16 protein-coding genes and 2 pseudogenes are annotated in these 21,540 nt (G+C 72.1%); 11 read left to right on the plus strand and 7 right to left on the minus strand.

What is annotated here, in order from left to right; translation table 11 throughout:
* Positions 1-81: 81 nt before the first annotated feature.
* The 3 genes from ACIQK6_RS07945 to ACIQK6_RS07955 form a co-directional block, all read right to left on the minus strand.
* Positions 82-741, minus strand: coding sequence for a nucleotidyl transferase AbiEii/AbiGii toxin family protein (locus ACIQK6_RS07945; RefSeq protein WP_400919856.1), 660 nt, complete (start codon positions 739-741; stop codon positions 82-84).
* Positions 738-1,100 (minus strand): hypothetical protein, encoded by a 363-nt coding sequence (locus ACIQK6_RS07950; protein WP_402694499.1) that lies wholly within the window; start codon positions 1,098-1,100, stop codon positions 738-740. The genes ACIQK6_RS07945 and ACIQK6_RS07950 overlap by 4 nt, the downstream gene beginning before the upstream one ends.
* Positions 1,101-2,265: 1,165 nt before the next feature.
* Complete coding sequence (locus ACIQK6_RS07955) at positions 2,266-2,715, minus strand: hypothetical protein (RefSeq protein WP_402694500.1); 450 nt, start codon at positions 2,713-2,715, stop codon at positions 2,266-2,268.
* A 182-nt stretch (positions 2,716-2,897) separates the two neighbouring features.
* Here ACIQK6_RS07955 and ACIQK6_RS07960 point away from each other — a divergent pair, with 182 nt between their 5' ends.
* The 5 genes and pseudogenes from ACIQK6_RS07960 (at position 2,898) to ACIQK6_RS07980 (ending at position 4,718) form a co-directional block, all read left to right on the plus strand.
* Entirely contained in the window at positions 2,898-3,677 is a 780-nt protein-coding gene (locus ACIQK6_RS07960) for an aminotransferase class IV (RefSeq protein ID WP_402694501.1), read from the plus strand.
* 84 nt (positions 3,678-3,761) lie between these two features.
* Positions 3,762-3,989: a hypothetical protein gene (locus ACIQK6_RS07965; protein WP_402694502.1), complete on the plus strand. Its 228-nt coding sequence runs from the start codon at positions 3,762-3,764 to the stop codon at positions 3,987-3,989.
* A gap of 26 nt (positions 3,990-4,015) precedes the next feature.
* Positions 4,016-4,126, plus strand: a pseudogene (locus tag ACIQK6_RS07970) (4'-phosphopantetheinyl transferase); the annotation flags it as partial.
* Positions 4,086-4,226: pseudogene (locus ACIQK6_RS07975) on the plus strand (hypothetical protein); the annotation flags it as partial. The pseudogenes ACIQK6_RS07970 and ACIQK6_RS07975, both read left to right, overlap by 41 nt.
* Before the next feature lie 36 nt (positions 4,227-4,262).
* The gene (locus ACIQK6_RS07980; protein ID WP_402694530.1) at positions 4,263-4,718 is read left to right on the plus strand and encodes a 4'-phosphopantetheinyl transferase; all 456 of its coding nucleotides are present in this window, start codon (positions 4,263-4,265) and stop codon (positions 4,716-4,718) included.
* Here the strand turns inward: ACIQK6_RS07980 and ACIQK6_RS07985 are convergent.
* From ACIQK6_RS07985 to ACIQK6_RS08000, 4 genes are all read right to left on the minus strand, one after another.
* Positions 4,711-5,403 (minus strand): LuxR C-terminal-related transcriptional regulator, encoded by a 693-nt coding sequence (locus ACIQK6_RS07985; RefSeq protein ID WP_402694503.1) that lies wholly within the window; start codon positions 5,401-5,403, stop codon positions 4,711-4,713. The two genes, ACIQK6_RS07980 and ACIQK6_RS07985, sit on opposite strands and share 8 nt — an antisense overlap.
* Before the next feature lie 380 nt (positions 5,404-5,783).
* Positions 5,784-8,591, minus strand: coding sequence for an AAA family ATPase (locus ACIQK6_RS07990; protein WP_402694504.1), 2,808 nt, complete (start codon positions 8,589-8,591; stop codon positions 5,784-5,786).
* A 4-nt stretch (positions 8,592-8,595) separates the two neighbouring features.
* Entirely contained in the window at positions 8,596-11,352 is a 2,757-nt protein-coding gene (locus tag ACIQK6_RS07995; RefSeq protein WP_402694505.1) for an AAA family ATPase, read from the minus strand.
* 74 nt (positions 11,353-11,426) lie between these two features.
* A complete protein-coding gene (locus tag ACIQK6_RS08000; RefSeq protein WP_402694506.1) occupies positions 11,427-14,315 on the minus strand; it encodes an AAA family ATPase in 2,889 nt (962 codons plus the stop codon).
* A 312-nt stretch (positions 14,316-14,627) separates the two neighbouring features.
* Between ACIQK6_RS08000 and ACIQK6_RS08005 the strand changes: the two genes are divergently transcribed.
* The 6 genes from ACIQK6_RS08005 to pabB all read left to right on the plus strand — a co-directional run bounded on the left by ACIQK6_RS08005 (position 14,628) and on the right by pabB (position 21,472).
* Positions 14,628-16,013: a glycosyltransferase gene (locus ACIQK6_RS08005; RefSeq protein ID WP_402694507.1), complete on the plus strand. Its 1,386-nt coding sequence runs from the start codon at positions 14,628-14,630 to the stop codon at positions 16,011-16,013.
* Between the two features lie 55 nt (positions 16,014-16,068).
* The gene (locus ACIQK6_RS08010; protein WP_402694508.1) at positions 16,069-17,127 is read left to right on the plus strand and encodes a DegT/DnrJ/EryC1/StrS family aminotransferase; all 1,059 of its coding nucleotides are present in this window, start codon (positions 16,069-16,071) and stop codon (positions 17,125-17,127) included.
* A 31-nt stretch (positions 17,128-17,158) separates the two neighbouring features.
* Positions 17,159-18,340, plus strand: coding sequence for a cytochrome P450 (locus ACIQK6_RS08015; RefSeq protein WP_402694509.1), 1,182 nt, complete (start codon positions 17,159-17,161; stop codon positions 18,338-18,340).
* Between the two features lie 38 nt (positions 18,341-18,378).
* A complete protein-coding gene (locus ACIQK6_RS08020; RefSeq protein WP_402694510.1) occupies positions 18,379-18,573 on the plus strand; it encodes a ferredoxin in 195 nt (64 codons plus the stop codon).
* Positions 18,574-18,641: 68 nt separating this feature from the next.
* The gene (locus tag ACIQK6_RS08025; protein WP_402694511.1) at positions 18,642-19,397 is read left to right on the plus strand and encodes a thioesterase II family protein; all 756 of its coding nucleotides are present in this window, start codon (positions 18,642-18,644) and stop codon (positions 19,395-19,397) included.
* The gene (gene pabB, locus ACIQK6_RS08030; protein WP_402694512.1) at positions 19,397-21,472 is read left to right on the plus strand and encodes an aminodeoxychorismate synthase component I; all 2,076 of its coding nucleotides are present in this window, start codon (positions 19,397-19,399) and stop codon (positions 21,470-21,472) included. Before ACIQK6_RS08025 ends, pabB begins: the two co-directional genes overlap by 1 nt.
* The last annotated feature ends 68 nt before the right edge of the window (positions 21,473-21,540 follow it).

The following is a 21,540-nucleotide window of genomic DNA, read 5'->3' on the forward strand; positions in this document are numbered from 1 at the left end:
GGCTCCGGGTTGGGACCTACTGGCTACACCGCATGCTCTCGCTGCAACGGCGGTAGAGGGGATGGACGCGCTGACTGCCTCTCAGGCGTTCTCGTCATGGATCCGCGCACCCAGATCCTCCGCCCACTCCAGCGCCCACGCCTTGAGTTCTTCGATCTGCCGAGAGGTGAGCCCGTACGCGGTGTAGTCCTCATCCTCGTACCAGTCCGCGCCGATCAGCCGGTCCCGGAGGTCTTCGAGGCTGAACTCGTCATGGGCGCGACGGCGGCCCAGGGATTCGAGGTCGGCGGTGGAGCGGTGGCGGGAGGCAGCCTGGACGTCGATCAGGTCGCGGACGGTGCCGCGGTCGGCGAGGGCACGGACCTTGGTGCCGATCACGTCGTCGAGGGAAAGAACGGGGCCGTAGGGGGTCTGGGCAGGCGGAGCCCAGAACGCCTCCTTGAGGACGTCGACCTCACACTCCTCGCCGGTGTCCGGATCGGTGACGAGAAACCGGCCGCTGAGCGGATCGGTCTGGACGTGCGTGGTCCGCCATCCGCGCCCGCTGAGGCCGGCTGTGAGTGAGGCGACGATCTCCTGCATCGGAGCGGGGTTCTCGGTGGCGACGTCGAGGTCACGACTGAAGCGTTCGACCAGGCCGTGGGCCTGCACGGCGTATCCGCCGGTGAGGACCAGAGGGTAGGGGGAGCCGAGGTCGAGGATATCGGCGAGGAGACGCTCGTGGAGCGGAGTGAGCTTCACGCGGCGGTCGTGTCGGCCGGAGCGGTGCGGAGCAGCTCGGGGAAGGCGTCCTCCCAGACCTCGCGGATGTAGGGACTGATCAAGCGCCGCAGCACGGGCCACTGCTCGGCGAGCAGCCGGTAGTGCAGGAGGGTCACCAGGTCCTCGCGCAGTCCTTCGGCGAGGACGGTCCGGTAGAGCGTCATGCGGGACTTCGGACGGTCCAGGCTGTAGCTCGTCCGCCCGGACCAGACGATGTGGAGCGGCAGGTCCACGTTGCCCTCGATGGGGCCGGCCAGCTCCTGCAAGCGCTCGGGCAGTCGGCTGCGATAGCGGTCCCGCAGCACCTCGGCGCGGGGCGCGGTGGTCGTCGTGTCCATGCATCCAGTATCACTGCTGGGAGGCGGCGGCATGGCGGGTACGGGGGTCCCCTGTCGCACGTACGTCGGGCGGGCGCCCGCCCTTCCCTCGGACATCTCACCCAGTGGGCGCTTAGCGCATCATCGCCTACCCGTGCAGGCCCCCAGGTGGCACGGCAACCGGCTGCCCTGCAGACCCGGGACCAGCCCCGCTCGCGGGCGCGGGTGATCATGACGCAGCAGGTTACGCGGAGGGCCGCCGCAGTGGAGTCGGCTTCGGTCTCGGTGTCGGAAATGACGACGCTGCCGAAGCCGAGGCCCATGGCGCCGGCGCAATGGACGATAAGGACACCGGGGCGGGCGAGGTCAGGGTAGCGGCCGGAGGGGGCAGGCGGCATCCACAGGGCACGCCGCTTCGGCTCCGAATGCAGCCCACTCACTCAGGTAGCTGTCGAGTCACGCAGCGAACGTCCCCAGCGGGAGCCAGGCACCTGTGCCCAGGTCCCCCGTCATGGCGGCTATCTGGTCAGCAAGCAGGGACGCTCCGCGACCGATGCTGACCGTTTGCTGACCTAGAGGCAGCGATCAGGGCCCTGACCTGCCACAACACCCAAATGCTAGATCTTGGACTTGAACAGAGTACGCAGCACTTTGGACTCCTCGAAGACGGCTCCCTGCCTGCTTTCTGCAGGTCAAGGGCGTCCTGCACTCTACACCGGCAGGCGTCGGGTCGGAGATCTGAAGGAAAATCCACCGCCGCGGACGAGAACGCTCCTGGCCTGCACTTCCGCGGGCATCAGGCCGTTGTGGCGCTGCCGACCAGCCTTCGCATCGGCCAGCATCTTCGGAACGTGGGAACTGATGCTGACCAAGTGCTGACTTATCTGACGACACCTCACGCAGACGTGTCGGTCCCCCAGCGGCCGACCGCCAGGGCCCCGCAGGACCGGTCCCTGTGCCCGCCTCCCCCTCAACCCTCCTGCGCCGACGGCGACAGTGATGTGATGCGCCTGCTCGGCGAGCGGTGCTCCCGCGCGGGCCGGCTCGGCCGCCGCTCTGCGGTGGAGCTCGTGCCGCGGCCAGGCGTCAGTGTGCTCGTGGACGAGCGTCCGGATCAGCGGGTGGCGCAGCGTCAGGCAGTGCCCGCTGCCATCCGTACGAATCGTACGGATCAGGTCGCGGCGCATCACCCGGCGGTGACGTGGTCGCCCAGGACGGCGGCGGCCTCGGCGGCGGAGCGCGCCGGCGAATCCAGCGGGGTGAGTTCGTGGAGCAGCAGTGCCTCCAGGCCCAGCGGCGGACCGTTGCCGTCCGTAACAGGGAGACGGCCCGCGCCGGGTAGCCGGGTGGTGCGGTGGGCCTGGAGGAGAGCCAGGAAGTACAGCGGGTTACCCTCACTGGTCGCGTACATCTCGGCGGCCCGCTGCCGCGGCAGGTCGGGGGCCAGTTCCTCGACGCAGTGGCGCTCGCCGGGCGGGCCGAGGGCGATGGTCAGCACCGCGCCGGTGTCGGCGCCGCGGGCCGGCGCCGTGGTGAGGGCGGCCGGGGCCTGGCGGTCCCGGCGCGACACGACGAGCAGGAAGGGGGCCGGCACCGGGTGCCGTACGAGGTGGTCGACACCTTCTCGCGAACGCATTCCGGTTCTGAGAATACGGCCGTCACCGCCGCCGATGTGCGTCCTGGTGAGTCAGACGACGCGTCGTGCCATCAGCGCTGTGGTCGTGGGCCGTGGCACGGGAGGGCCAGGCCGGCACAGCACCGGCGCTCCACCGTACAGGCCTGGGCGAATCATCAGGCCCACCACGGCAGACTGCGGGCATGGCTACCTTGAACGGATCCCCCGTCGGCCCCGCCGACATGCAGGCCTTGGCGCTCACCAACTACGGACACTTCACCACCATGGTCGTGGAGGACGGCGCGGTACGGGGACTCGCGCTCCACCTCGACCGGCTGGTCGGCGACTGCCGGACCGTGTTCGACGCGGAGCTGGATCCCGAATGGGTGCGGGAGTGCGTACGGCGGGAAGTGAGCGGGTGCGCCGGAAGGCGCACCGTCCGCGTCACGGTGTTCGTCCCGGGGCTGGCCCTGACCGCCCCGGACCGGGAAGCCCGACCCTGCGTGCTGGTGACCGTACGGCCCACAAGTGGCGTCGCAGGCCCGCTGCGGGTGCAGCGGCTCACCTACCACCGTGACGCGCCGACGGTGAAGCACGTGGCGCTCTTCGGGCAGATACGGCTGCGGCGTGCGGCTCGGCTCGCCGGGTTCGACGATGTGCTGTTCGCCGGTGCCGACGGGCTGGTCTCCGAAGGTTGCACCTGGAACATCGGTTTCGTGGACGCGGCCGGGTCCGTGGTGTGGCCGGAGGCGAACGTGCTGCCGGGGGTCACCATGCGGCTGCTCCGGTCGGCCCACGGCAGGCATGTCACCGCGCCGGTGACGGACGGCCTGTTGCGGTCGATGCGGGCCGCGTTCGCCACGAACACGGCCATCGGCGTGCAGTCGGTGGCGGCGGTGGACGATGTCGTCTTCCGCACCGACGACCCGGTGGTCACCGCTCTGCGGGAGGCGTACGCGGGCGTGCCGATGGAGCGGCTGTAGGCGGTCCGGCCGCCGTCCCTACGAGTTTCACTAGCCCGGCGTCCTTAGCCTCGAAGCCTCGTGACCGGGTGAGGGGGTGGTGGCATGACTTCGGTCGAGAGAACGGGCGTGCCGGGGCTGCTGGACTGGGTGTGTGATCTGCACTCGCTGAACTCCGTCCTGGCTTCGGTGCCCGCGACCGGCGCCGGGCCACGTCCGCCGGCGGAGCCCGAGTCGGCAGCGGACCGTCGGCAGTGGGCCACCCATCTGATCGCCGTCTGGTCCCGGTTGGCCACTCCGGTGACCGTCCGTCCAGAGACAGGTTCGGTGTGATCGAGCGCATTCTCCCGCGGTCCGTGGTGGGCGTCGAGGCCTTCGGTGATCTGCCGCAGGCGTCCCTGCACCCCCTGGAGGCTTTGGTCGTGCGGCATGCGGTCGGCGCCCGTCGGAGGGAGTTCGCCACCGGGCGGTGGTGTGCGAAGCAGGCACTTGCCGGACTACACGTCCCGGAGGCGCCGTTGCTGCCCGGCCCGCACCACGCCCCCCCGATGGCCGGAGGGTGTGGTCGGGAGCATCACGCACTGCGCCGGGTACCGGGCGGCCGCCGTGGCGCGCAGCACGGACGTGCGCATGCTCAGCGTGGACGCGGAGCCCCATGCCCCCCTGCCCGCAGGGGTGTTGGAAAGCATTGGGCTGTCCGAGGAGCTGGCGATGGTGCGCGAGTTGGGAGTCGTCTCGCCGGGCGTCCACCGGGACCGCCTGCTGTTCAGCCTCAAGGAGACCGTCTACAAGGCCTGGTACCCGGCGACGCGTCGTCGACTTGAATTCGAGGATGCACGGATCACGATCGACCTCTCGGCAGGGGCATTCTCCGCGCGGATCCTTGCGCCCTCGCCGTTGCGGCGGTACGGCCGGCCGCTCGACCGGCTGAGCGGCCGGTGGCTGGTCAGCGGCGGCCTCCTGGTGGCCGCCCTCGCGGTTCCGGCCGAGGACACGACGGCCGGGGCGGCCGGGCCCGTCTCCCCGGCCGCACCCCGGCACTCCCCACTGTCAGTTACTTGACGAAGTCCTCGACGACCTTCGGCGGCCACACACCCACCTTGAGCACGCCCATCGAGTAGGCGCGCGAGACCAACGCCGCCCGGTTGGGCACCCGTAGCTTCCGGAACAGGCAAGTCACGTGGTATTCCACTCCCTGTCGGCTCAGGTAGAGCCGTGCCGCGAGCGGAACGGTCGAGACTCCGGCGGCTATGCCTTCGAGTATCCGGGCGTCGATCTCGCTGAGGATCTTCTTCCGGCTGGGCATGACCTCACCGTCCACCGGCTCGTCGCCGGAGGCCATCATCACCCAGATCGCCGACACGTCGGGGGTGCTGCTGCGCACGACGCAGGCCGAGAGGGAGGCCGTGAAGGCGCGGCCGTCGGGCCCTACGGCGAGCACCTCACTGGTGAAGCGGTCTCTCTTCCCCTCGGTGAGCCCGGCGAACTTTCGCAGCAGCGGCTGCTGGACGCTGGGATGCACCAGGTCGGCGAACGGTCTGCCGCAGGGCTGCGTCGTGTCCCCGCCGAACCGTCCGAAGAACTCCTGGTTCGCCTGCTGCACGGTCAGACTCCGGTCGAGCCAGGCCATGGTCAGACCCGACTGACGGAACAGCGGGTGTTCCTCAACCGGGCTCGGCGGATCAGCGGCGAGGTCATGGGCCACGGTCTGCGCCGGGTCCACCGGCGCGGGTACGGAAGTCGCCATGGAATATCTGTGTCCTTTCATGGCGTGAAGTAGTAGTGCTAACGGCTACTGTCAGCCCCCGTGAGGCCACCCGGTTTTTTTACGACAGGTACTTATCCGGACTGGACTCCGCTGTGAACACTAGGTATTCGGCTTCACGCCGGTCAACGCTCGAAGGCCGCTTGAGGCCAACACCGTGGTGTTCGGACCCAAAGGTTCGGTCCAACTCTTCCGCTTCGGTGGTTCGGTACGGTGCGGTCGGACTCCATCGCAGGTCAAGCTGATATACGGGGCTTGACGGGCCTTCGGCTGGGCTCTGGCGGGCAGGGTCGGGCGGCCCACCGAAGCGATCCGCCCGGACACCGAACCATCGCCCCTCCACCGAAGTGACACAGATTCACTCAGGAGCCTACGGCTATCTTCCGCGCCCCGCCCAGAAGGGCAGCGAGTTGCGGCCGTCCGGATATCCCGAGCTTCCGATAAGAATTCGTCAGATGCTTTTCCACCACCCGGGAACCTACCCCGAGTTCTGTCGCGATCTCCTGGTTGGTGAGGCCGCTGCCGGCCAGCGCCGTGACCCGCGACTCGGTGGGGGTCAGGGCCGGTTCGGGCGGGGTCCCGGCAGGCCGGGGTGAGCCGGGCAGGTCCCGCTCGGCCTTCCAGGGCACACCGCAGGCGAGGGCGAGCGCCGCCGACTCGCGCAGCAGCTCCCGCGCCTCGGCGCCCTCGCGTACCGCACGGGCCAGCGCGCTCAGCGCCCGCGCCAGTTCGAGCTCGTTGGCCGAGCCGCGCAGTACGTCCACCGCGTCTCGCAGCAGGGCCGTGCCCTCGCTGCCACCGCGGAGCCGACCACGCAGCCGCTGCGCGCGCCCGATCGCGACCGGCGCACCCCAGATCCGGGCCTGCGCGTACTCTTCCTCGGCGAGCGCCCGGGCGGACTCCAGGTCGCCACTGCGGTGCAGCAGGCGGATCGCCCAGGGCCGCCACGGGAACAGTACGGGATTGCGCCAGCCGGACGCCTCCAGTTGGCGACCGCAGGCGAGCACGGTGGCCAGGGCCCGGTCCAGTTCGCCGCGCTGTGCCTGCGCTTGTGCCTCCGTCAGCCGCAGCATGGTGGTGGAGGCCAGGTTCCCGGCAGTCCGCTGCCCATTGGCCTCAGCCCTCACTCGATCGCCGAGCACCGTGTCCCCGGCCTCCAGGGCGACGGCTGCCAGCACGGCGACGGCCACCGCAGCGCCGTCCGAACAGCCATCCGCGGCCTGCTCGAAGGCCCGCTCGGCGTGCTCGCGGGCGTGTGCCAGCCGACCGCGAGCCAGGAGGACCATGGCCAGTTCGGCCTGGACGAGGGACTCCGTCCCGCCTCCGGCCCGGCACCGGTGCTGCTCGCGGGCCGTCAGCCAGCCGGCGAGGGCTTCCACGTCGTCCGAGCCGGTGAACACCGGTGCCAGCAGCGGCAGGACGGACTGTGATCCGGGCCCGGTGGCCGGTACCCTCCGCAGGATCCGCTCGGCCTGCCGGGCCACTTCGTACGCGGGCAGCCGACCGCTGAGCGTGGCCGCGTGCAGGAGCACGGCGAGCAGCTCGCGTTCGGCGCCGGAGCAGACGGCCGGATCCTCGGGCCGCTCCCGCAGCCAGCCTACGGATCGGGCGAGTTCGGCGGGCTCGTGACGAGCGCTGTGGTTCACTCGGGCCTCCAGCCGCAGGGCCAGGCCGCGTGCCGATCCGGCCAGTCGGTCCGCGGCGCCGAGGCCGACGGCGGCCTGTCGGAGGATGTCCGCGGCGGAAGGGCTGAGAGTGGAGAGGAAGCCCGGTGAGATCCGCAGCGCGGCCGCGGCCCGGTCGTGCGGCGTCTCCAGCAGGGCCATCGCCTGGGCGATGTGGCGTTCGCAGGCCGCGTTGTCGTAGGCGTTCTCCGCCGCCGCCAGGTCGATCAGCAGGCGCGCGCGGTCCTCGCCCTGTTCGGGGCTGTCGAGCAGGGCGCGGCGCAGGAAGCGGGCTGCCTGCCGGGGAGCCCCCCGGCGCAACGCCGCGTCCGCCGCGGTGCGAAGGACGGCGGCGGACCAGCTGTTGCCCGGGGTGGCGGCCGCCGTGAGCTGGGCCGCGACCTCTTCGGCTGAGTGCCCGGCCTCGTGCAGCAGGACGGCCGCCCTTTCGTGCCAACTGCCCCGTTCGTCCATGGTCATGGCCGATTCGGCCGCGTCCTGGACCACCGGGTGGACGAATCCCGGGACGCCGTCGGCCACGAGCAGGCCGAGCCGGTGCAGAACGCGCAGGGCGCCGGACGCTCCGATCGCGTCGAGTCCTGCCAACCGGGCGGCGAGGCTGGGACTGCCCTGGTCGCCCAGGATCGCGATCGCGGCGGACAGGTCTCGGACCGGCCGGGTCTGCGCGCGCAGGCAGCCGGCGAGCCGTTCGCGCAGCGGCGCGGGCCGCAGCGTACCCGCGGTCCCCGCGTGCTCGGCGGTGGGCCGCAACCCGGCGGCGTCAAGGGCCGGCAGCAATGAGCGCAGGAACACCGGGTTGCCGCCGGACGCCCTGTGGCAGGCCAGGACGAACTCCTCCTCACCGCTCTCGCCGAACTGTTCGCGCACCAGCTGCCCGGTTGCGGCGGGTGACAGCGGGGCCGGACGCATCACTTGTGTGGCGGCATCGGTCACCTCGCACACCAGCGGGTGCCCTGCGCGTGCGTCGCCGTCGCGCAAGGTGCAGACCAGGACTGCCCGCATGCCCTGCGGGCGGCCCGCGAGGTAGGCCAGGCAGCGCAGCGACCAGGTGTCCGCCCACTGGAGGTCGTCGACGAGAATCAGCAGGGGCCGTCGGCGGCCGAGCCGGGCCAGCATCTCGCGCAAGTCTGGCAGGACCGCGTCTAGGGGCGCAGCCGGGTCCTCCGTACCGGCCGGCAGGAGGTATTCGGCCAGGGAGTCCTCCCCGAGCAGGGAACCGGCCGCTTCTCCACCCGATGCGGCGAGGGGCAGGCTGTCGAAGAGCTGACGTACTACGCCGAAGACGAATTCCTGTTCCATGACCGCTGCGTTGGCGCGCATGACGCACACGTCCTGATCGGCGAAGCGTGCGGGCAGCGCCCGCAGCCAGGCGGACCTGCCGATGCCGAGGGGGCCGGCGAACAGCAGGAGCGAAGACCGCCCGTCGGCCGCCGCATGCAGGGCGTCCCGCACCAACGCCGTCTCGGATGTCCGTTCGAGCAGCATCGGCTCATCGTCCTTCCATGTCGCGCACGAGGGCGCGGAGTTCTTCCCGGCTGCCGATCCGCAGCTTGCGGTAGACCCGGCTCAGCCGGAGCTCCACGGCACGGCGCGACAGGGACAGCAGTCCGGCGATCTGGGTGTTGCTGTGCCCGTGGGCGGCGAGCGTCGCCGTACGGACTTCGGGCGGGGACAGCTCGGTCCACGCGGCGGGCCTGGCGTCGCCGGGACTCCGAGTGGGCGCGAGTTCCGCCGCGAGCCGCCGGGCGCGCTGGGCCATCGGGCCCTGCGGGTGGGTGGCGGTGAGCACCTTGAGCCGGGCGACGGCCGCGGCGGCGGCCTGCCGGCTGCCGCCCGCGGCGAGTTCCGCGGCGGCGAGGTCGGCGAGCGCGCGCTGGTAGGCCGGGCCGGCCTGGCCGCGGCCGAGCAGGTCTGCCGCGTACCGGGCGCGGGCCGGGTCTTCGTGGGCGGCGGCCGGCCCGGCGTTCAGCTCGGCCCATCCGACCGGGCCGACGGCTCCCCACCTGCGGGCCAGCCGCAGCTCCTCGGAGCCCAACCGGTGCGCCTCGGCTTCCTGCCCGGACGACCGCAGTACCCTGGCAGCGGCCGAACGCCAGGGCAGCAGTGCGGGGTTGACGTGGTTGCGGTGAAGGAGCAGGCGGCCGCATTCGCGCAGCAGGTGCACGGCCTCGACGGGGTCGTGGTCGGCGGCGGCCACCATGGCACGGGCGAAGAGCAGGTGTGGCCAGTACGGGCTGTGGCGGGCGGCTTCCGGTGCCGGTTCGGCGGCGAGCGCCCCGGCCCGTACGGTGTCCCCGCGTTCAAGGTCGACGACGATGCGCACGGCCCGTAGCTGTGCCGTCGCGGCGGGGTGCCGGCTGGGCCGGGGCAGCGCCCGTTCGGCATCGCCGATGTCCTGTTCGGCGGCGGCGAGCAGGCCGCGGCGCAGGTTGAGTTCCGCGCGTGCGGCGAGGATGTGCGGGGCCACGACCTGTCGGCCGTCGGCCCGTACGCCGGTGAGCAGGGCGCTCAGTCCGGCGTCGGCCTCGTCGTGGTCCCCGGTCAGGCACAGCGCCTTGCAGGCGGCGAGGTAGGGCAGGAGCGGGGCACCGCGCGACGGCCGGGCGAGCGCGGTGCGGGCGAGTTCCCTCGCCGTGGTCAGGCCGTCGCCGGCCAGGGCAAGTTGCCAGGCGCGGGGCCCGGCCTGGAGGGCGGTGGCCGGGTGGGCGGGCAGCGGGGGCATCTCGGGAACCGTGCGCTCCGCGTGTTCCCGGTCGGCCGGGTCGGCCGCCCAGAACAGAGCGACGAGGGCCTCCTGTTCCTCCGCGGCGACGGCTGGGCGGACTTCGGCCGCGGCCCGGCGCATCCCGTCGGTATCACCCGCGGCGAGCCCCAGGTCCACGGCGTACACCCGCAGGGCGGACCGCGCGCCGTCGCGGGTGCGGGTGAGCTCGCCGAGCCGGCGGATGCCGGCCTCGGGAGTGGTGACGAGTTCGGCGGCGGCCAGATCGAGGGTCAGTCGCTCGTGCCGCTCCTCGTCGAGCGGTTCGCGCAGGGCGCGGGCCAGGTAGGCCGCGGCCCGGGCGTGGTCGCCCTCCCGCTGGGCCGCTTCGCTGCTGCGGCGCAGCACCGGAACCGTCCAGGGGGTCCCGAGGGGACGGGAGTGCAGCAGGAGTCCGGCGACCGTCTGGTCGGCGGCGCCCGCGTGGTGGGCGACGCGGGCGGCGGCGCCGTGCAGTGCGGCCCGCTCGGCCGGTTCCATCTCGGCCAGGATCCGCAGGCCGGCCTCTGCGACGACGCGGGTGTCGGCGCCGCTGTTACGGACGAGTCCGGTGGCGTCCAGGACGGCGCGCAGCCGGTCCTCCCTGAGGTGACCGAGTCCCGCGAGGGCGCAGACGGCCGGGAATTCGAGGACCCTGCCGCCGACGGCGAGGGCGCGCAGCGCCGCGACGGTCTCGGTCGGCAGTCCGCGCAGGACCCGGCCGATGTGGTCGTCCAGCACCGCACGGCCAATGGTTTCGATTTCGGGAATCCGCAGGGCGACCGGGAGGTGACCGTGCCGTGCGAACTGCCGCAGGGTGGCGTGGAGTACGGCCGGGACCGCTGCCGACGCCCGCAGGGCGGCGCCGGTGAACTCCGGCTCGCCCTCGACGCCGCACACGGTCCGTACGGTCAGTGCGGCGTCGGCGGGGGACGGCGGTCCCAGCACCAGTTCGTGGGCGCCGGCCGGGTCCGGGGAGGAGGTTGCCAGGGAACGCCAGTCGGGGCCGAGGGCGCAGGCGTCGCTGCCACTGGCCAGCACGGCCAGCGGGACGGTGGCGGAGCGCCGTACCAGTGCGTGGAGCCAGTGCAACGACTCGGGGTCGGTCCACTGGGCGTCTTCGAGGACCAGCAGGAGAGGGTGCTGCCGGGCAGCGCGCAGCACCGGAGGGAGCCGGTCGGCGGAGGGGGCTCCGAGGGCGGTCAGCAGTTGGTCGGCCACTCCGTGGCGCAGCCCGGACTCGGACGGGACCGCCCGGGCGCTGAGCACCCACGGGCCGCGGGACCGGGCGAGCCGGGCGGTCCAGCGGGCCAAGGCGTTCTGACCGTAGCCCGGGCGTCCGGTGAGGGTGACGACGGCGGATCGTCCCGAGGCGAGCCGGTCGAGCAGGGAGCTCAAGGTGTCCTGCTCATGGCTGTGGTGGAGCAACGGGCCACTGGCTCCGTGCGGTTCGGGTACCGGCGAGGCGATCGGGCGGCTGGGATCCGGGAATGCCGAAGGCGACATGGGTGTGATCAGGTTCTGGGGTCGGCGGTGGGTGTACAGCACGGTCGGTGCGTGCGCATGGGCCGGCGCCGGGGTCAGCCGCTCCACGCGGGTGTGCGGGCCGCGACCACGGCGGGGGCGCGGAGGGTGGTCGCCAGGGCCGCACGGCGGCTGACACCCAGTTTGCGGTAGACGCTGGTGAGGTGCGTCTCGACCGTGCGCAGGGTGACGCACAGGGACTGGGCGATCTCCCGGTTGCTGGCGCCGTTCAGGACGAGGCCGACGACCTTGCGTTCCGCTCCGGTGAGCAGGTCCTCCCGCGACCCGGTGAGCTCCGGCATGCGCCCGCCCGCGGCGATGAGCAGGCGGCGGGCACTGCGCGCGAGGGACAGCGCGCCGCAGATGTGGGCGAGGTCGGCGGCGGCGCGCAGGTGCGGGCGGGCCTTGGCCTGGTCGCCGTGGGCCAGCAGGCGCCGGCCGAGTTCGAAGTCGGCCCGGGCGTGTTCGGTACGGGTCGGCGAGGCGGCCAACGTGTCGGCGGCCTCGGCGAGCAGTTCGATGCCCGCCCGGCCCGGGGTGATCGCTCCGCGGGCCAGGGCGGCGATGCCCAGGGCGTGCGCGGTGCCCCAGCGCTCGGCCAGTTCGCCGCCGTACTCGGCATGGGCGCGGGCTTCCTGCGGCCGGCGCAGGGCGGCGAGAGTGTGGCACGCCTCGGCCCACCAGGGGGCGAACACCGGGTTCGCGAGGCCGGCTTCCCGCTGGGCCCGGCCGACGGCGAGCAGCAGCCGCAGCGCCCCTTCGCGGTCTCCGAGAGCGCGGCGGGCGCGGGCGCGGACCATCAGGTAGAGCTGCTGGTCGATGACGGGACCGGCCGGGGACGGCGGGGTGACGATCCCGGCGACCAGGTCCTCGGCGCGGGCTGCCTCCCCACGGTCGCTGAGGGCCGCCGCGAGGACCACGCGGGGCAGGATCAGGTGCCCTGCCGTGCGGCCGGCCGCGGCGAGAGCCGCACGGGCGTCGGCCATCGACTCGGGGATCGCGCCGGTGCCGTACAGAACGAGCGCGCGGGCGGAGTGGGCGAGGGCGTAGGTCCAGCCGGTGTCCGGGTCCTGGGCCTCGGCTCGGGCCACGGCCTCGTTCAGGGTGGCGAGGGCTTCGGCGGTCTCGTCGGCCAGGGCGAGCACGGTGCAGGAGGCGAGCACCGGCCAGGAGGCATCGGGCCCCGGGACGTCCAGCACGCGGCGGGCGTGGGTGGTCGCCGCCTCGCGCGAGCTGTCGTAGAGCGCGGCGACCAGGGCTCTGACGGCGTTCGTGTGGGCGGGCAAGGGCTCGGGCGTGCGGTCGGTGCGGTCGGTGCGTCCCGGCGGCGTCGTTGCGCCCGTGCGGTCGGCGGATCCCATGAGGAGCAAGGCCGATTCCAGGGCCAGGGCCGGTTCCCGGAGGCCGGTCGCGGAGCGCAGTTCGGCCAGGACCTCCCTGGGGCCGTGGCCCCCGGGTACGCCCCGTCCGGCGGCCAGGCAGGTGGCGGTGTACTGCACAGCGGCCGAGGCGCGGGTCCGCAGGTCGGGCGCGCGGTCGAGGGCGTCCCTCAGCAGCGCGATGGCGGCGTCCGGGTCGGTCTGCGCCACGAGGCCGGCCAGCCGAAGCCGCAGGGTGTCGTCCCCGGGCGTGGAGTCGAGCACGCGGCGCAAGTAGCGCGCGGCGGTACCGGGGACGCCGCGGCCCTCGGCTGCGACGGCGGCGTCTTGCAGCAGCGAGACCATCCAGGGCCGAGGGGCGCCGGGGATGGCCAGCAGGTGTCCGGCGACTTCCTCGGCCGGACGCCCGGCGTCGCTGAGCAGCAGGGCTGCCCGGGCACGCAGCCGGGCGAGGCGGCCGGGGCCGAGCGGTTCGAGCACCGCCGCGCGTATCTCGTCGCCCGCGAAGTCGGTGCGGCCGGGCGCCAGGACCTCGGCCTGGCGAAGTACGCGGACGGCGTCCTCGACCTGGGCGGTGGCGACGCCGGCCAGGGCGGCGACGTGGTCGGGCAGATCCTCGCCGAGTACGGCCATCGCCGTGGCGACGGCCTCCACCCAGCCTGGTTTTCTGTCGAAGAGGGCACGGATGGACAGCGCGACCAGGCGGCCGCCGAGTTCGGTGGCCTGGCGGGCTCCTTCGTGGTCGGGCCGGACCCCCGCACGGCGCAGTTCCGTCAGGAGCCTGGACGCGTTGCCCGGGTTGCCGCCGCAGGCGTCGGCGACCCGGGCCGCGAAGGACGGTGCGACCGGGCAGCCGAAGGTACGCCGGGCCATCTCGCCGACCGCGGCCTGGCTCAGCGGGCGCAGGGGCACCGTGGTGCACGAGGGATGGGCGGCGAACTCCGCCCAGGGGGTGCCGTCGGCGGGCTCGGTCTCGGTGCTGCGGGCCAGGACCAGCAGCAGAGGCAGCCCGTCCGCCCGGCGCAGCAGGAAGTCGAGCCAGCGCAGGGTGTGCTCGTCGCACAGGTGGGCGTCGTCCAGCACGAGGGCGAGGGGGTGGTGGGCGGCCAGGTGGGCGATGAGGCTGTACAGCCCCTGGAGCACCGGGTAGTCGGCATCGAAAGCGAAGGGCCTGGGGTGCGCCCCGGGCATCAGCGCGGGCAGGGCGCGGCGGGCGGCGCCACGCAGCAGCGGGTGGCGCGCGGCGCTCTCGCCCACCAGGCCGAGCGGGCGCAGCAGGGCCTGGACACCGTCGTACGGGGTGGTGGCGGTGTCCGCGCCGCACACTCCGTGCAGCGCCGTCATTCCCCGCACCCCGCCGCCCGTTCCCCCGCTGCCGCCGTCGCCGGGGCCGTCGAGGAACGCCCGGATGAGGCTGCTCTTCCCGATGCCGAGCGGTCCGGTCAGGACCACGATGCCCGACTGGCCGGCGCGGGCCGCCGCGGCCCGCCCGGAGAGCGTGCGAATTTCGCCATCACGGCCGAAAACAGCCCCGCATGTACGTGACGGGCCCAGCAGGCCAGACAAAGAAACCCCCTCATTGAACGGAAAAGACCGGACCGGGCCCCCACCCGGTGCTCATTTCCGCAGTTATCCAAACGGTCATTGAACTGTGGAAGCGTACCCGAGCCCGACAACGCGATCCGTATGAAATCCGTCAAGGAACGGAACGATAACGCCACCTTGACGGAGTGAATCGTCACGCCCTGAACATGCGCCTCACGACCGGCCCGCCCCGGCGACCCGGTCCCGCCGAGTCTAAGGATTTCCCTGCGCAGCCCATGAGACCAAGTAGGTGTGCAGCCAACCCCACCGGGCGACGACGCCCCCAGGAGTCCGATGAGCGCCACGCAGCGGCCAGTCCTCTTTGTCAGCCTTCCGGAAAGCGGCCTGCTCAACCCGCTTCTCGTCCTCGCGGCCGAGCTCTCGCGGCGGGGTGTGCCCGACCTCTGGTTCGCGACGGACGAGCCCCGGCGGGCCGATGTGGCCCGCCTGTCGGAGGGGTCGGAGGTCGCGTTCGCCTCGCTGGGCGAGGTCTTCTCCGAACTCTCGGCGGTCAGTTGGCCGGACGAGGTGTACCGCGAGGTGACGCAGGCCTCCCGCTTCAAGGCGCACCGCGCCGTGATCCGGCAGTCCTACCGGCCCGAGCTCCAGGCGGAGAAATTCCGGCGTCTGGATTCCCTCGTCGAGAAAATCGGCCCGGCGCTGATGGTGATCGACTGCGTCGCTTCCTTCGGCGTCGACGTGGCACTCGCCCGCAATATTCCGTTCGCGCTGAGCGTGCCCTTCCTGCCGTCCAACGTACTCACCTCCCTCAATCCTTTCGGACCGTCCGGAACCCCCCGGGACTTCCCTGTTCCGCATTCCGGTCTGCCCTACCCGATGGATTTCTCCCAGCGACTGCGGAACGAGCTCTTCAAATACCGCACCCTGGGCATGTTCTTCCATCCCGCCATGGGCAAGGTCCTCTCAGCGGACGCACGCATCCGCGCGGAACTCGGCCTGCCCAAGCCCAATCCGATGACCAGAATCGACCGGGCGGAGCTGGTCCTGTGCAATTCCGTCGCCGAACTGGACTACCCGTTCACGGTGCCGGACCGGATGAAGCTGGTCGGGGCCATGGTGCCGCCGCTGCCGGAGGCTCCGCGCGGCGAGGACGACGGCGGGCTCGCCGACTGGCTCGACGCCCGGTCCTCCGTGGTCTACATGGGCTTCGGGACCATCACCCGGCTCACCCGGGAGCAGGTCTCGGCCCTGGTCGAAGTGGCCCGCCGCATGCAGGACCGGCACCAGTTCCTGTGGCGCCTCCCGGCCGAGCAGCAGCACCTGCTGCCGGCCGCCGACGCCCTGCCCGCGAACCTGCGGATCGAGAGCTGGCTGCCCTCGCAGCTCGACGTGCTCGCCCACCCGAACGTCCGGGTGTTCTTCACCCACGGCGGCGGCAACGGCTTCAACGAGGGCATGTACTTCGGCAAGCCGATGGTGGTCCGCCCCCTCTGGGTGGACTGCTACGACCAGGCGGTGCGCGGCCAGGACCTCGGCCTGAGCCTGACGCTGGACCGGCCGCGGGAGGTCGACCCCGACGACGTCGTCGACAAACTCGTCAGGGTCCTGGCCGACCCGCGGTTCCGCGAGCGCGCCGAACGGATCGGGAAGCTCCAGCGCACGGCCGGCGGCCGGCAGGCGGCGGCCGACCTGCTCCTCGGCCTGCCCGCCCTGGCCTGACCGCCTCCTCCGGGCACCCCCGCCCCTCCACCTTCCCACTCCGAGCGAGGATGACATGTCCATCAAGTACCCCGTTTCCCGGCCCAGTCTGAAGGGCCGGGAACTCGCCTATGTCACCGAAACGATCACTGATGGCTGGATATCCTCCCAAGGGCCTTATGTCCGGCGCTTCGAGGAGGCATTCGCCGAGTACAGCGGAATCGCGCACGGCGTCGCCTGCTCCTCCGGAACCACGGCCCTGACCCTGGCACTGCGCGCGCTCGGCATAGGCGCCGGCGATGAAGTGATCGTCCCGGAATTCACCATGGTGGCCTCGGCCTGGGCCGTGAGCTACACCGGTGCGACACCGGTGTTCGTCGACTGCGCCGACGACCTCAACATCGATCCGGCCAAGATCGAGGAGAAGATCACCCCCCGGACGAAGGCCATCATGCCCGTCCACGTCTACGGCCGCCGCTGCGCCATGGACGCCATCATGAATATCGCCTACGACTACAACCTGCGCGTGGTGGAGGACTCCTCCGAGGCGCACGGCATTCCCGTGGTGGGCGACGTCGCCTGCTATTCGCTCTTCGCCAACAAGATCATCACGGCGGGCGAGGGCGGCATCTGCCTCACGGACGACCCGCGGCTTGCCGAGCAGATGGCCCACCTGCGCGCGATGGCGTTCACCAAGGACCACAGCTTCCTGCACAAGAAGCTGGCCTACAACTTCCGCATGACCGCCATGCAGGGTGCCATGGCGCTCGCCCAGGTGGAGCAGCTCGACGGCTTCCTCGCCAGCCGCCGCGAGATCGAACGCCGCTACGACCAGGGCCTGAAGGACATCCCCGGCATCACCGTGATGCCGCAGCGCGATGTGCTGTGGATGTACGACGTACGGGCCGAGCGCCGGGACGAGCTGCGCGCCTTCCTGAACGCCGAGGGCATCGAGACCCGGGTGTTCTTCAAGCCGATGAGCCGCCAGCCCGGCTACCACGACCCCATCTGGCCGTACCTCAACGCCAGCCGGTTCAGCGACGACGGGCTCTACCTGCCCACGTACACCGAACTGACCGCCGCAGACCAGGAATACGTGACCGGGAAGATCCGCGCCTTCTACGGCGCGGCCTGAGCCCGCACCGACCGACGGAGGACGAAAGACCATGGCCGGCACCGCCGAACCGAAAGTTGTCCCCTTCCCGCTGCGGGTCCCCGGCGAACCCTTCCCGCCACCCCGCTACGAGGAGTACCGCCGCAGCGACGGGCTGGTGCTGACCCATCTGCCGAACGGCGACCGGGTCTGGCTGGTGACCCGGCACGCGGAGGTGCGTGCGGTCCTCACCAGCAAGAAGATCAGCGCGAACCCCGACCGCGAGGGCTTCCCGCACATCAGCGACACGATGGGCGTACCCCGCCAGGAGCAGATCCCCGGCTGGTTCGTCGGCCTCGACTCGCCCGAGCACGACCGGTTCCGCAAGGCCCTGATCCCGGAGTTCACCGTGCGTCGCGTGCGTGAGATGCGCCCGGCGATCGAACGCACCGTGGACGGGCTGATCGACTCCATGCTGGCCGCCGGCGACTCCGCCGATCTGGTGGCCGACTTCGCGCTGCCGGTGCCCTCCCTGGTGATCTCCTCGCTCCTCGGCATACCACCTGTGGACCGCGACTTCTTCGAGTCCCGCACCCGCACCCTGGTCTCCATCCGCACCTCCACCGAGCGGCAGCGCGACACCGCCGCCAAAGAACTGCTGCGCTACATCAACCGGCTCGTCGGGATCAAGGCGGTGTGGCCCGGCGACGACTTGATCAGCAGGCTACTGGCCACCGGCGCCATCAGCACCCAGGAGATGACCGGGGTGCTGATGCTGCTGCTCATCGCCGGCCACGAGACCACGGCGAACAACATCGCGCTCGGCGTGGTCACCCTGCTCCTCAACCCGCAGTGGATCGGGGACCGGCGGGCGGTCGAGGAGACGCTGCGCTTCCATTCGGTCGCCGACCTGGTGTCCTTGCGCGTCGCCGTCGAGGACGTGGAGATCGGCGGCCAGCTGATCCGGGCCGGCGAGGGCATCATCCCGCTGGCCGCGGCCGCCAACCACGACGAGGAGGCGTTCGCCTGCCCGCACGCCTTCGATCCGGGCCGCACCGAGCGCCACCACGTGGCCTTCGGCTACGGCGTGCACCAGTGCCTGGGACAGAACCTGGTCCGGACCGAGATGGAGATCGTCTACCAGCGGTTGTTCGAGCGGATCCCGACCCTGCGACTCGCCGTGCCGGTGGAGGACCTCCCGCTCAAGTACGACGGCGTCCTGTGCGGACTGCACGAACTGCCCGTCCGCTGGTAGCCCCTGCCGTCCCGGCCCGCCCTCCCGAAAGAGACCCCATGCGTATCACCGTGGACACCGACCGCTGCGTCGGCGCCGGACAGTGCGTGCTGTCCGCGCCCGGCGTGTTCGACCAGGACGAGGACGGGGTGGTCCGCGTCCTCGACTCCCGCCCCGCACCCGAGGAGCACGACGCCGTGTGGCAGGCGGGCGACCTGTGCCCCGCCCACACCATCACCGTCCGCGAGGACTGATCCACGGGCGTGGCCCCGTCCCCGCCCGCCCCCTCCCCCTTCGCCCGTACCTCAGAAAGGACCGCGCCTTGAACAGCACGGACCACTCCTCGGCCCTGTGGCTGCGCCGCTTCCACCCGGCCCCGGACAGCCCCGTCCGGCTGGTCTGCTTCCCGCATGCCGGCGGATCCGCCAGCTTCTTCCACCCGGTGTCGGTGCGGTTCTCCCCCGCCGTCGACGTCGTCGCCCTGCAGTACCCCGGCCGCCAGGACCGCCGCAAGGAGCCCTGCGTCCCGGACCTCGGCACGCTGGCCGATCTCATCGTCGACGAGCTGCTGACGCTGGACGGGAAGCCGACCGTGTTCTTCGGGCACAGCATGGGCGCCGTGCTCGCCTTCGAGACGGCCTGGCGGCTGGAGCAGAAGGGCGTCCACGAGCCGAGGTCCGTGATCGCCTCCGGCCGACGCGGCCCGTCCACCCTGCGCCACGAGACCGTGCACCGCCGCGACGACGACGGCATCCTCGCCGAACTCCGGCTGCTGAACGGCACCAACCCGGACCTCCTCGGCGACGAGGAGATCCTGCGCATGGCGCTGCCGGCCATCCGCGGGGACTACGAGGCCATCGAGAAGTACGACTGCCCGCCCGGCCGCACACTCCGCTGCCCGATCACCGCGCTCACCGGCGACGCCGACCCGCGTACTTCGCTGGCCGAGGCCCGCGCCTGGCAGGAGCACACCGAAGGCGGCTTCCGGATGGAGGTCTACCCCGGCGGCCACTTCTTCCTCACCGACCACAGCAGGGCCGTGGGCGACGAGATGGCACGCGAACTCGGGATCCTGTGATGCGGACCCTCCTCGTCGACAACTACGACTCCTTCACCTACAACCTCTTCCACTACCTCGCCGAGGTCAACGGCCAGGAGCCCGAGGTGATCCGCAACGACGACCCCGCCTGGCGGGAGGGACTCCTCGACGGGTTCGACAACGTCGTGCTGTCGCCCGGTCCCGGCACCGCGCACCGCCCGGCCGACTTCGGCCTGTGCGCGCGGATCGCCGAGCAGGGCCGGCTCCCCGTGCTCGGTGTGTGCCTCGGCCACCAGGGCATGGCCCTCGCGCACGGCGGCGAGGTCGGTCCGGCCCCGGCGCCGCGCCACGGCCGGACCTCCCTCGTCCGGCACGACGGCACAGGACTGTTCGAGGACATCCCCGACCCGCTGGAGGTGGTGCGCTACCACTCGCTGGCCGTCACCTCGCTCCCGCCCGCGCTGGAGGCGATCGCCCACAGCGCCGACGACAACGTCGTCATGGCCCTGCGCCACCGGACCCTGCCGCTGTGGGGCGTGCAGTTCCACCCCGAGTCGATCGGCACGGACAGCGGCCATCACCTGCTGGCCAACTTCCGCGACCTGACATACGCTCACGGCCGCCGCAGACGGAACCCGGCCCGTACGCCGGTCCCGGCCCCGGCCGCCGCACCCCGGGAGACGCCGGTCCGGCGGCTGCGGGTACTTGCCGAACAGCTCGGCACCCGCTGGGAGGCCGAAGTGGTCTTCGACCGCCTGTTCCGGACCGGCGAGCACGCCTTCTGGCTGGACAGCAGCCGTACCGACGCCCGGCTAGGGCAGGTCTCGGTCATGGGCAACGCCTCCGGGCCACTGGCCCGCACCGTCACCGCCGACGTGTCCGAGGGGACGGTCACCGTCACCACGCACCGGCGGCCCCAGACTGTCAGCAGCCCGTTCTTCGACTGGCTGGAGCAGGATCTCGCCGCACTGCGCACCGAAGTCCCCGAGCTCCCCTTCGAGTTCGCGCTGGGATGGGTGGGGTGCCTGGGCTACGAGCTGAAGGCCGAGTGCGGTGGTGAAGCGGCCCACCGCTCCCCCGACCCGGACGCCGTGCTGGTCTTCGCGGACCGGGCCGTCGTCCTCGACCACCGCACGGACACCACCTACCTCCTCGCGCTCGCCGAGGACGGTGACGAAGCCCCGGCCCGCGCGTGGCTGCGCACCACGGCGGCCGAGCTCGCGCGGCTCCCGGAACAGGCACCCGCGCCCTGCCCCGCCCCGGCCGGTCTCACCGGGCCGGACCTGCGGCCTCGCCACGACCGCGACGCCTACCTCAAGCTCATCGACGTCTGCCACGAGGAGATACGCGCCGGTGAGACGTACGAGGTGTGCCTGACCAACACGATCGAGGCGCAGACCGCCCTCGACCCGTGGCAGGCCTACCGCCACCTGCGCCGGGTCAGTCCGGCCCCGTTCGCCGCGTTCCTCGGCTTCGGCACCCTCTCGGTGCTGAGCACCTCGCCGGAGCGGTTCCTGCGCATCGACCGGCAGGGCCTGATGGAGTCCAAGCCCATCAAGGGAACCCGCCCCCGGCACACCGACCCGGTCCAGGACGCCGCTCTCGCCGCCGACCTCGCGGGGAACGAGAAGGACCGGGCGGAGAACCTGATGATCGTCGACCTGGTCCGGCACGACCTCGGCCGGTGCGCCGAGGTGGGCTCGGTCGTCGCCGACCCGGTCTTCCAGGTCGAGTCGTACGCCACCGTGCACCAGCTCGTCAGCACCGTACGGGCGCGGCTGCGCACCGGCACCAGCGCGGTGGCGGGCGTCCGGGCGGCCTTCCCCGGCGGATCCATGACGGGGGCGCCGAAGATCCGCACCATGGAGATCATCGACCGGCTCGAAGGCGGTCCCCGCGGCATCTACTCGGGCGCGATCGGCTACTTCTCGCTGACCGGCTCGGCCGATCTCAGCATCGTCATCCGCACGGTGGTGCTCAGCGACGACACCCTGCGCTACGGCGTCGGCGGCGCGGTGATCGCCCTGTCCGACCCGGCGGCCGAGTACGAGGAGACGCTGGTCAAGTCGGCGCCGCTGCGGGCACTGCTCCAGGTCCGGCAGTCCCAGCTCTAGGGCTTTTCCCGGTGGCGCGGGCCCAGCATGGAGCGGCAACACGCCCAGCGGCCGGCCTTCTCGGGAGT

The sequence above is a fragment of the Streptomyces sp. NPDC091682 genome (genome assembly GCF_044756625.1).
Taxonomy (GTDB): Bacteria; Actinomycetota; Actinomycetes; order Streptomycetales; family Streptomycetaceae; genus Streptomyces.

Coding starts and splice junctions, on each gene's coding strand:
- ACIQK6_RS07950 (WP_402694499.1), bottom strand. CDS start 1,100: ATGGACACGACGACCACCGCGCCCCGCGCCGAGGTGCTGCGGGACCGC.
- ACIQK6_RS07955 (WP_402694500.1), bottom strand. CDS start 2,715: ATGCGTTCGCGAGAAGGTGTCGACCACCTCGTACGGCACCCGGTGCCG.
- ACIQK6_RS07960 (WP_402694501.1), top strand. CDS start 2,898: ATGGCTACCTTGAACGGATCCCCCGTCGGCCCCGCCGACATGCAGGCC.
- ACIQK6_RS07965 (WP_402694502.1), top strand. CDS start 3,762: ATGACTTCGGTCGAGAGAACGGGCGTGCCGGGGCTGCTGGACTGGGTG.
- ACIQK6_RS07985 (WP_402694503.1), bottom strand. CDS start 5,403: ATGGCGACTTCCGTACCCGCGCCGGTGGACCCGGCGCAGACCGTGGCC.
- ACIQK6_RS07990 (WP_402694504.1), bottom strand. CDS start 8,591: ATGCTGCTCGAACGGACATCCGAGACGGCGTTGGTGCGGGACGCCCTG.
- ACIQK6_RS07995 (WP_402694505.1), bottom strand. CDS start 11,352: ATGTCGCCTTCGGCATTCCCGGATCCCAGCCGCCCGATCGCCTCGCCG.
- ACIQK6_RS08005 (WP_402694507.1), top strand. CDS start 14,628: ATGAGCGCCACGCAGCGGCCAGTCCTCTTTGTCAGCCTTCCGGAAAGC.
- ACIQK6_RS08010 (WP_402694508.1), top strand. CDS start 16,069: ATGTCCATCAAGTACCCCGTTTCCCGGCCCAGTCTGAAGGGCCGGGAA.
- ACIQK6_RS08015 (WP_402694509.1), top strand. CDS start 17,159: ATGGCCGGCACCGCCGAACCGAAAGTTGTCCCCTTCCCGCTGCGGGTC.
- ACIQK6_RS08020 (WP_402694510.1), top strand. CDS start 18,379: ATGCGTATCACCGTGGACACCGACCGCTGCGTCGGCGCCGGACAGTGC.
- pabB (WP_402694512.1), top strand. CDS start 19,397: ATGCGGACCCTCCTCGTCGACAACTACGACTCCTTCACCTACAACCTC.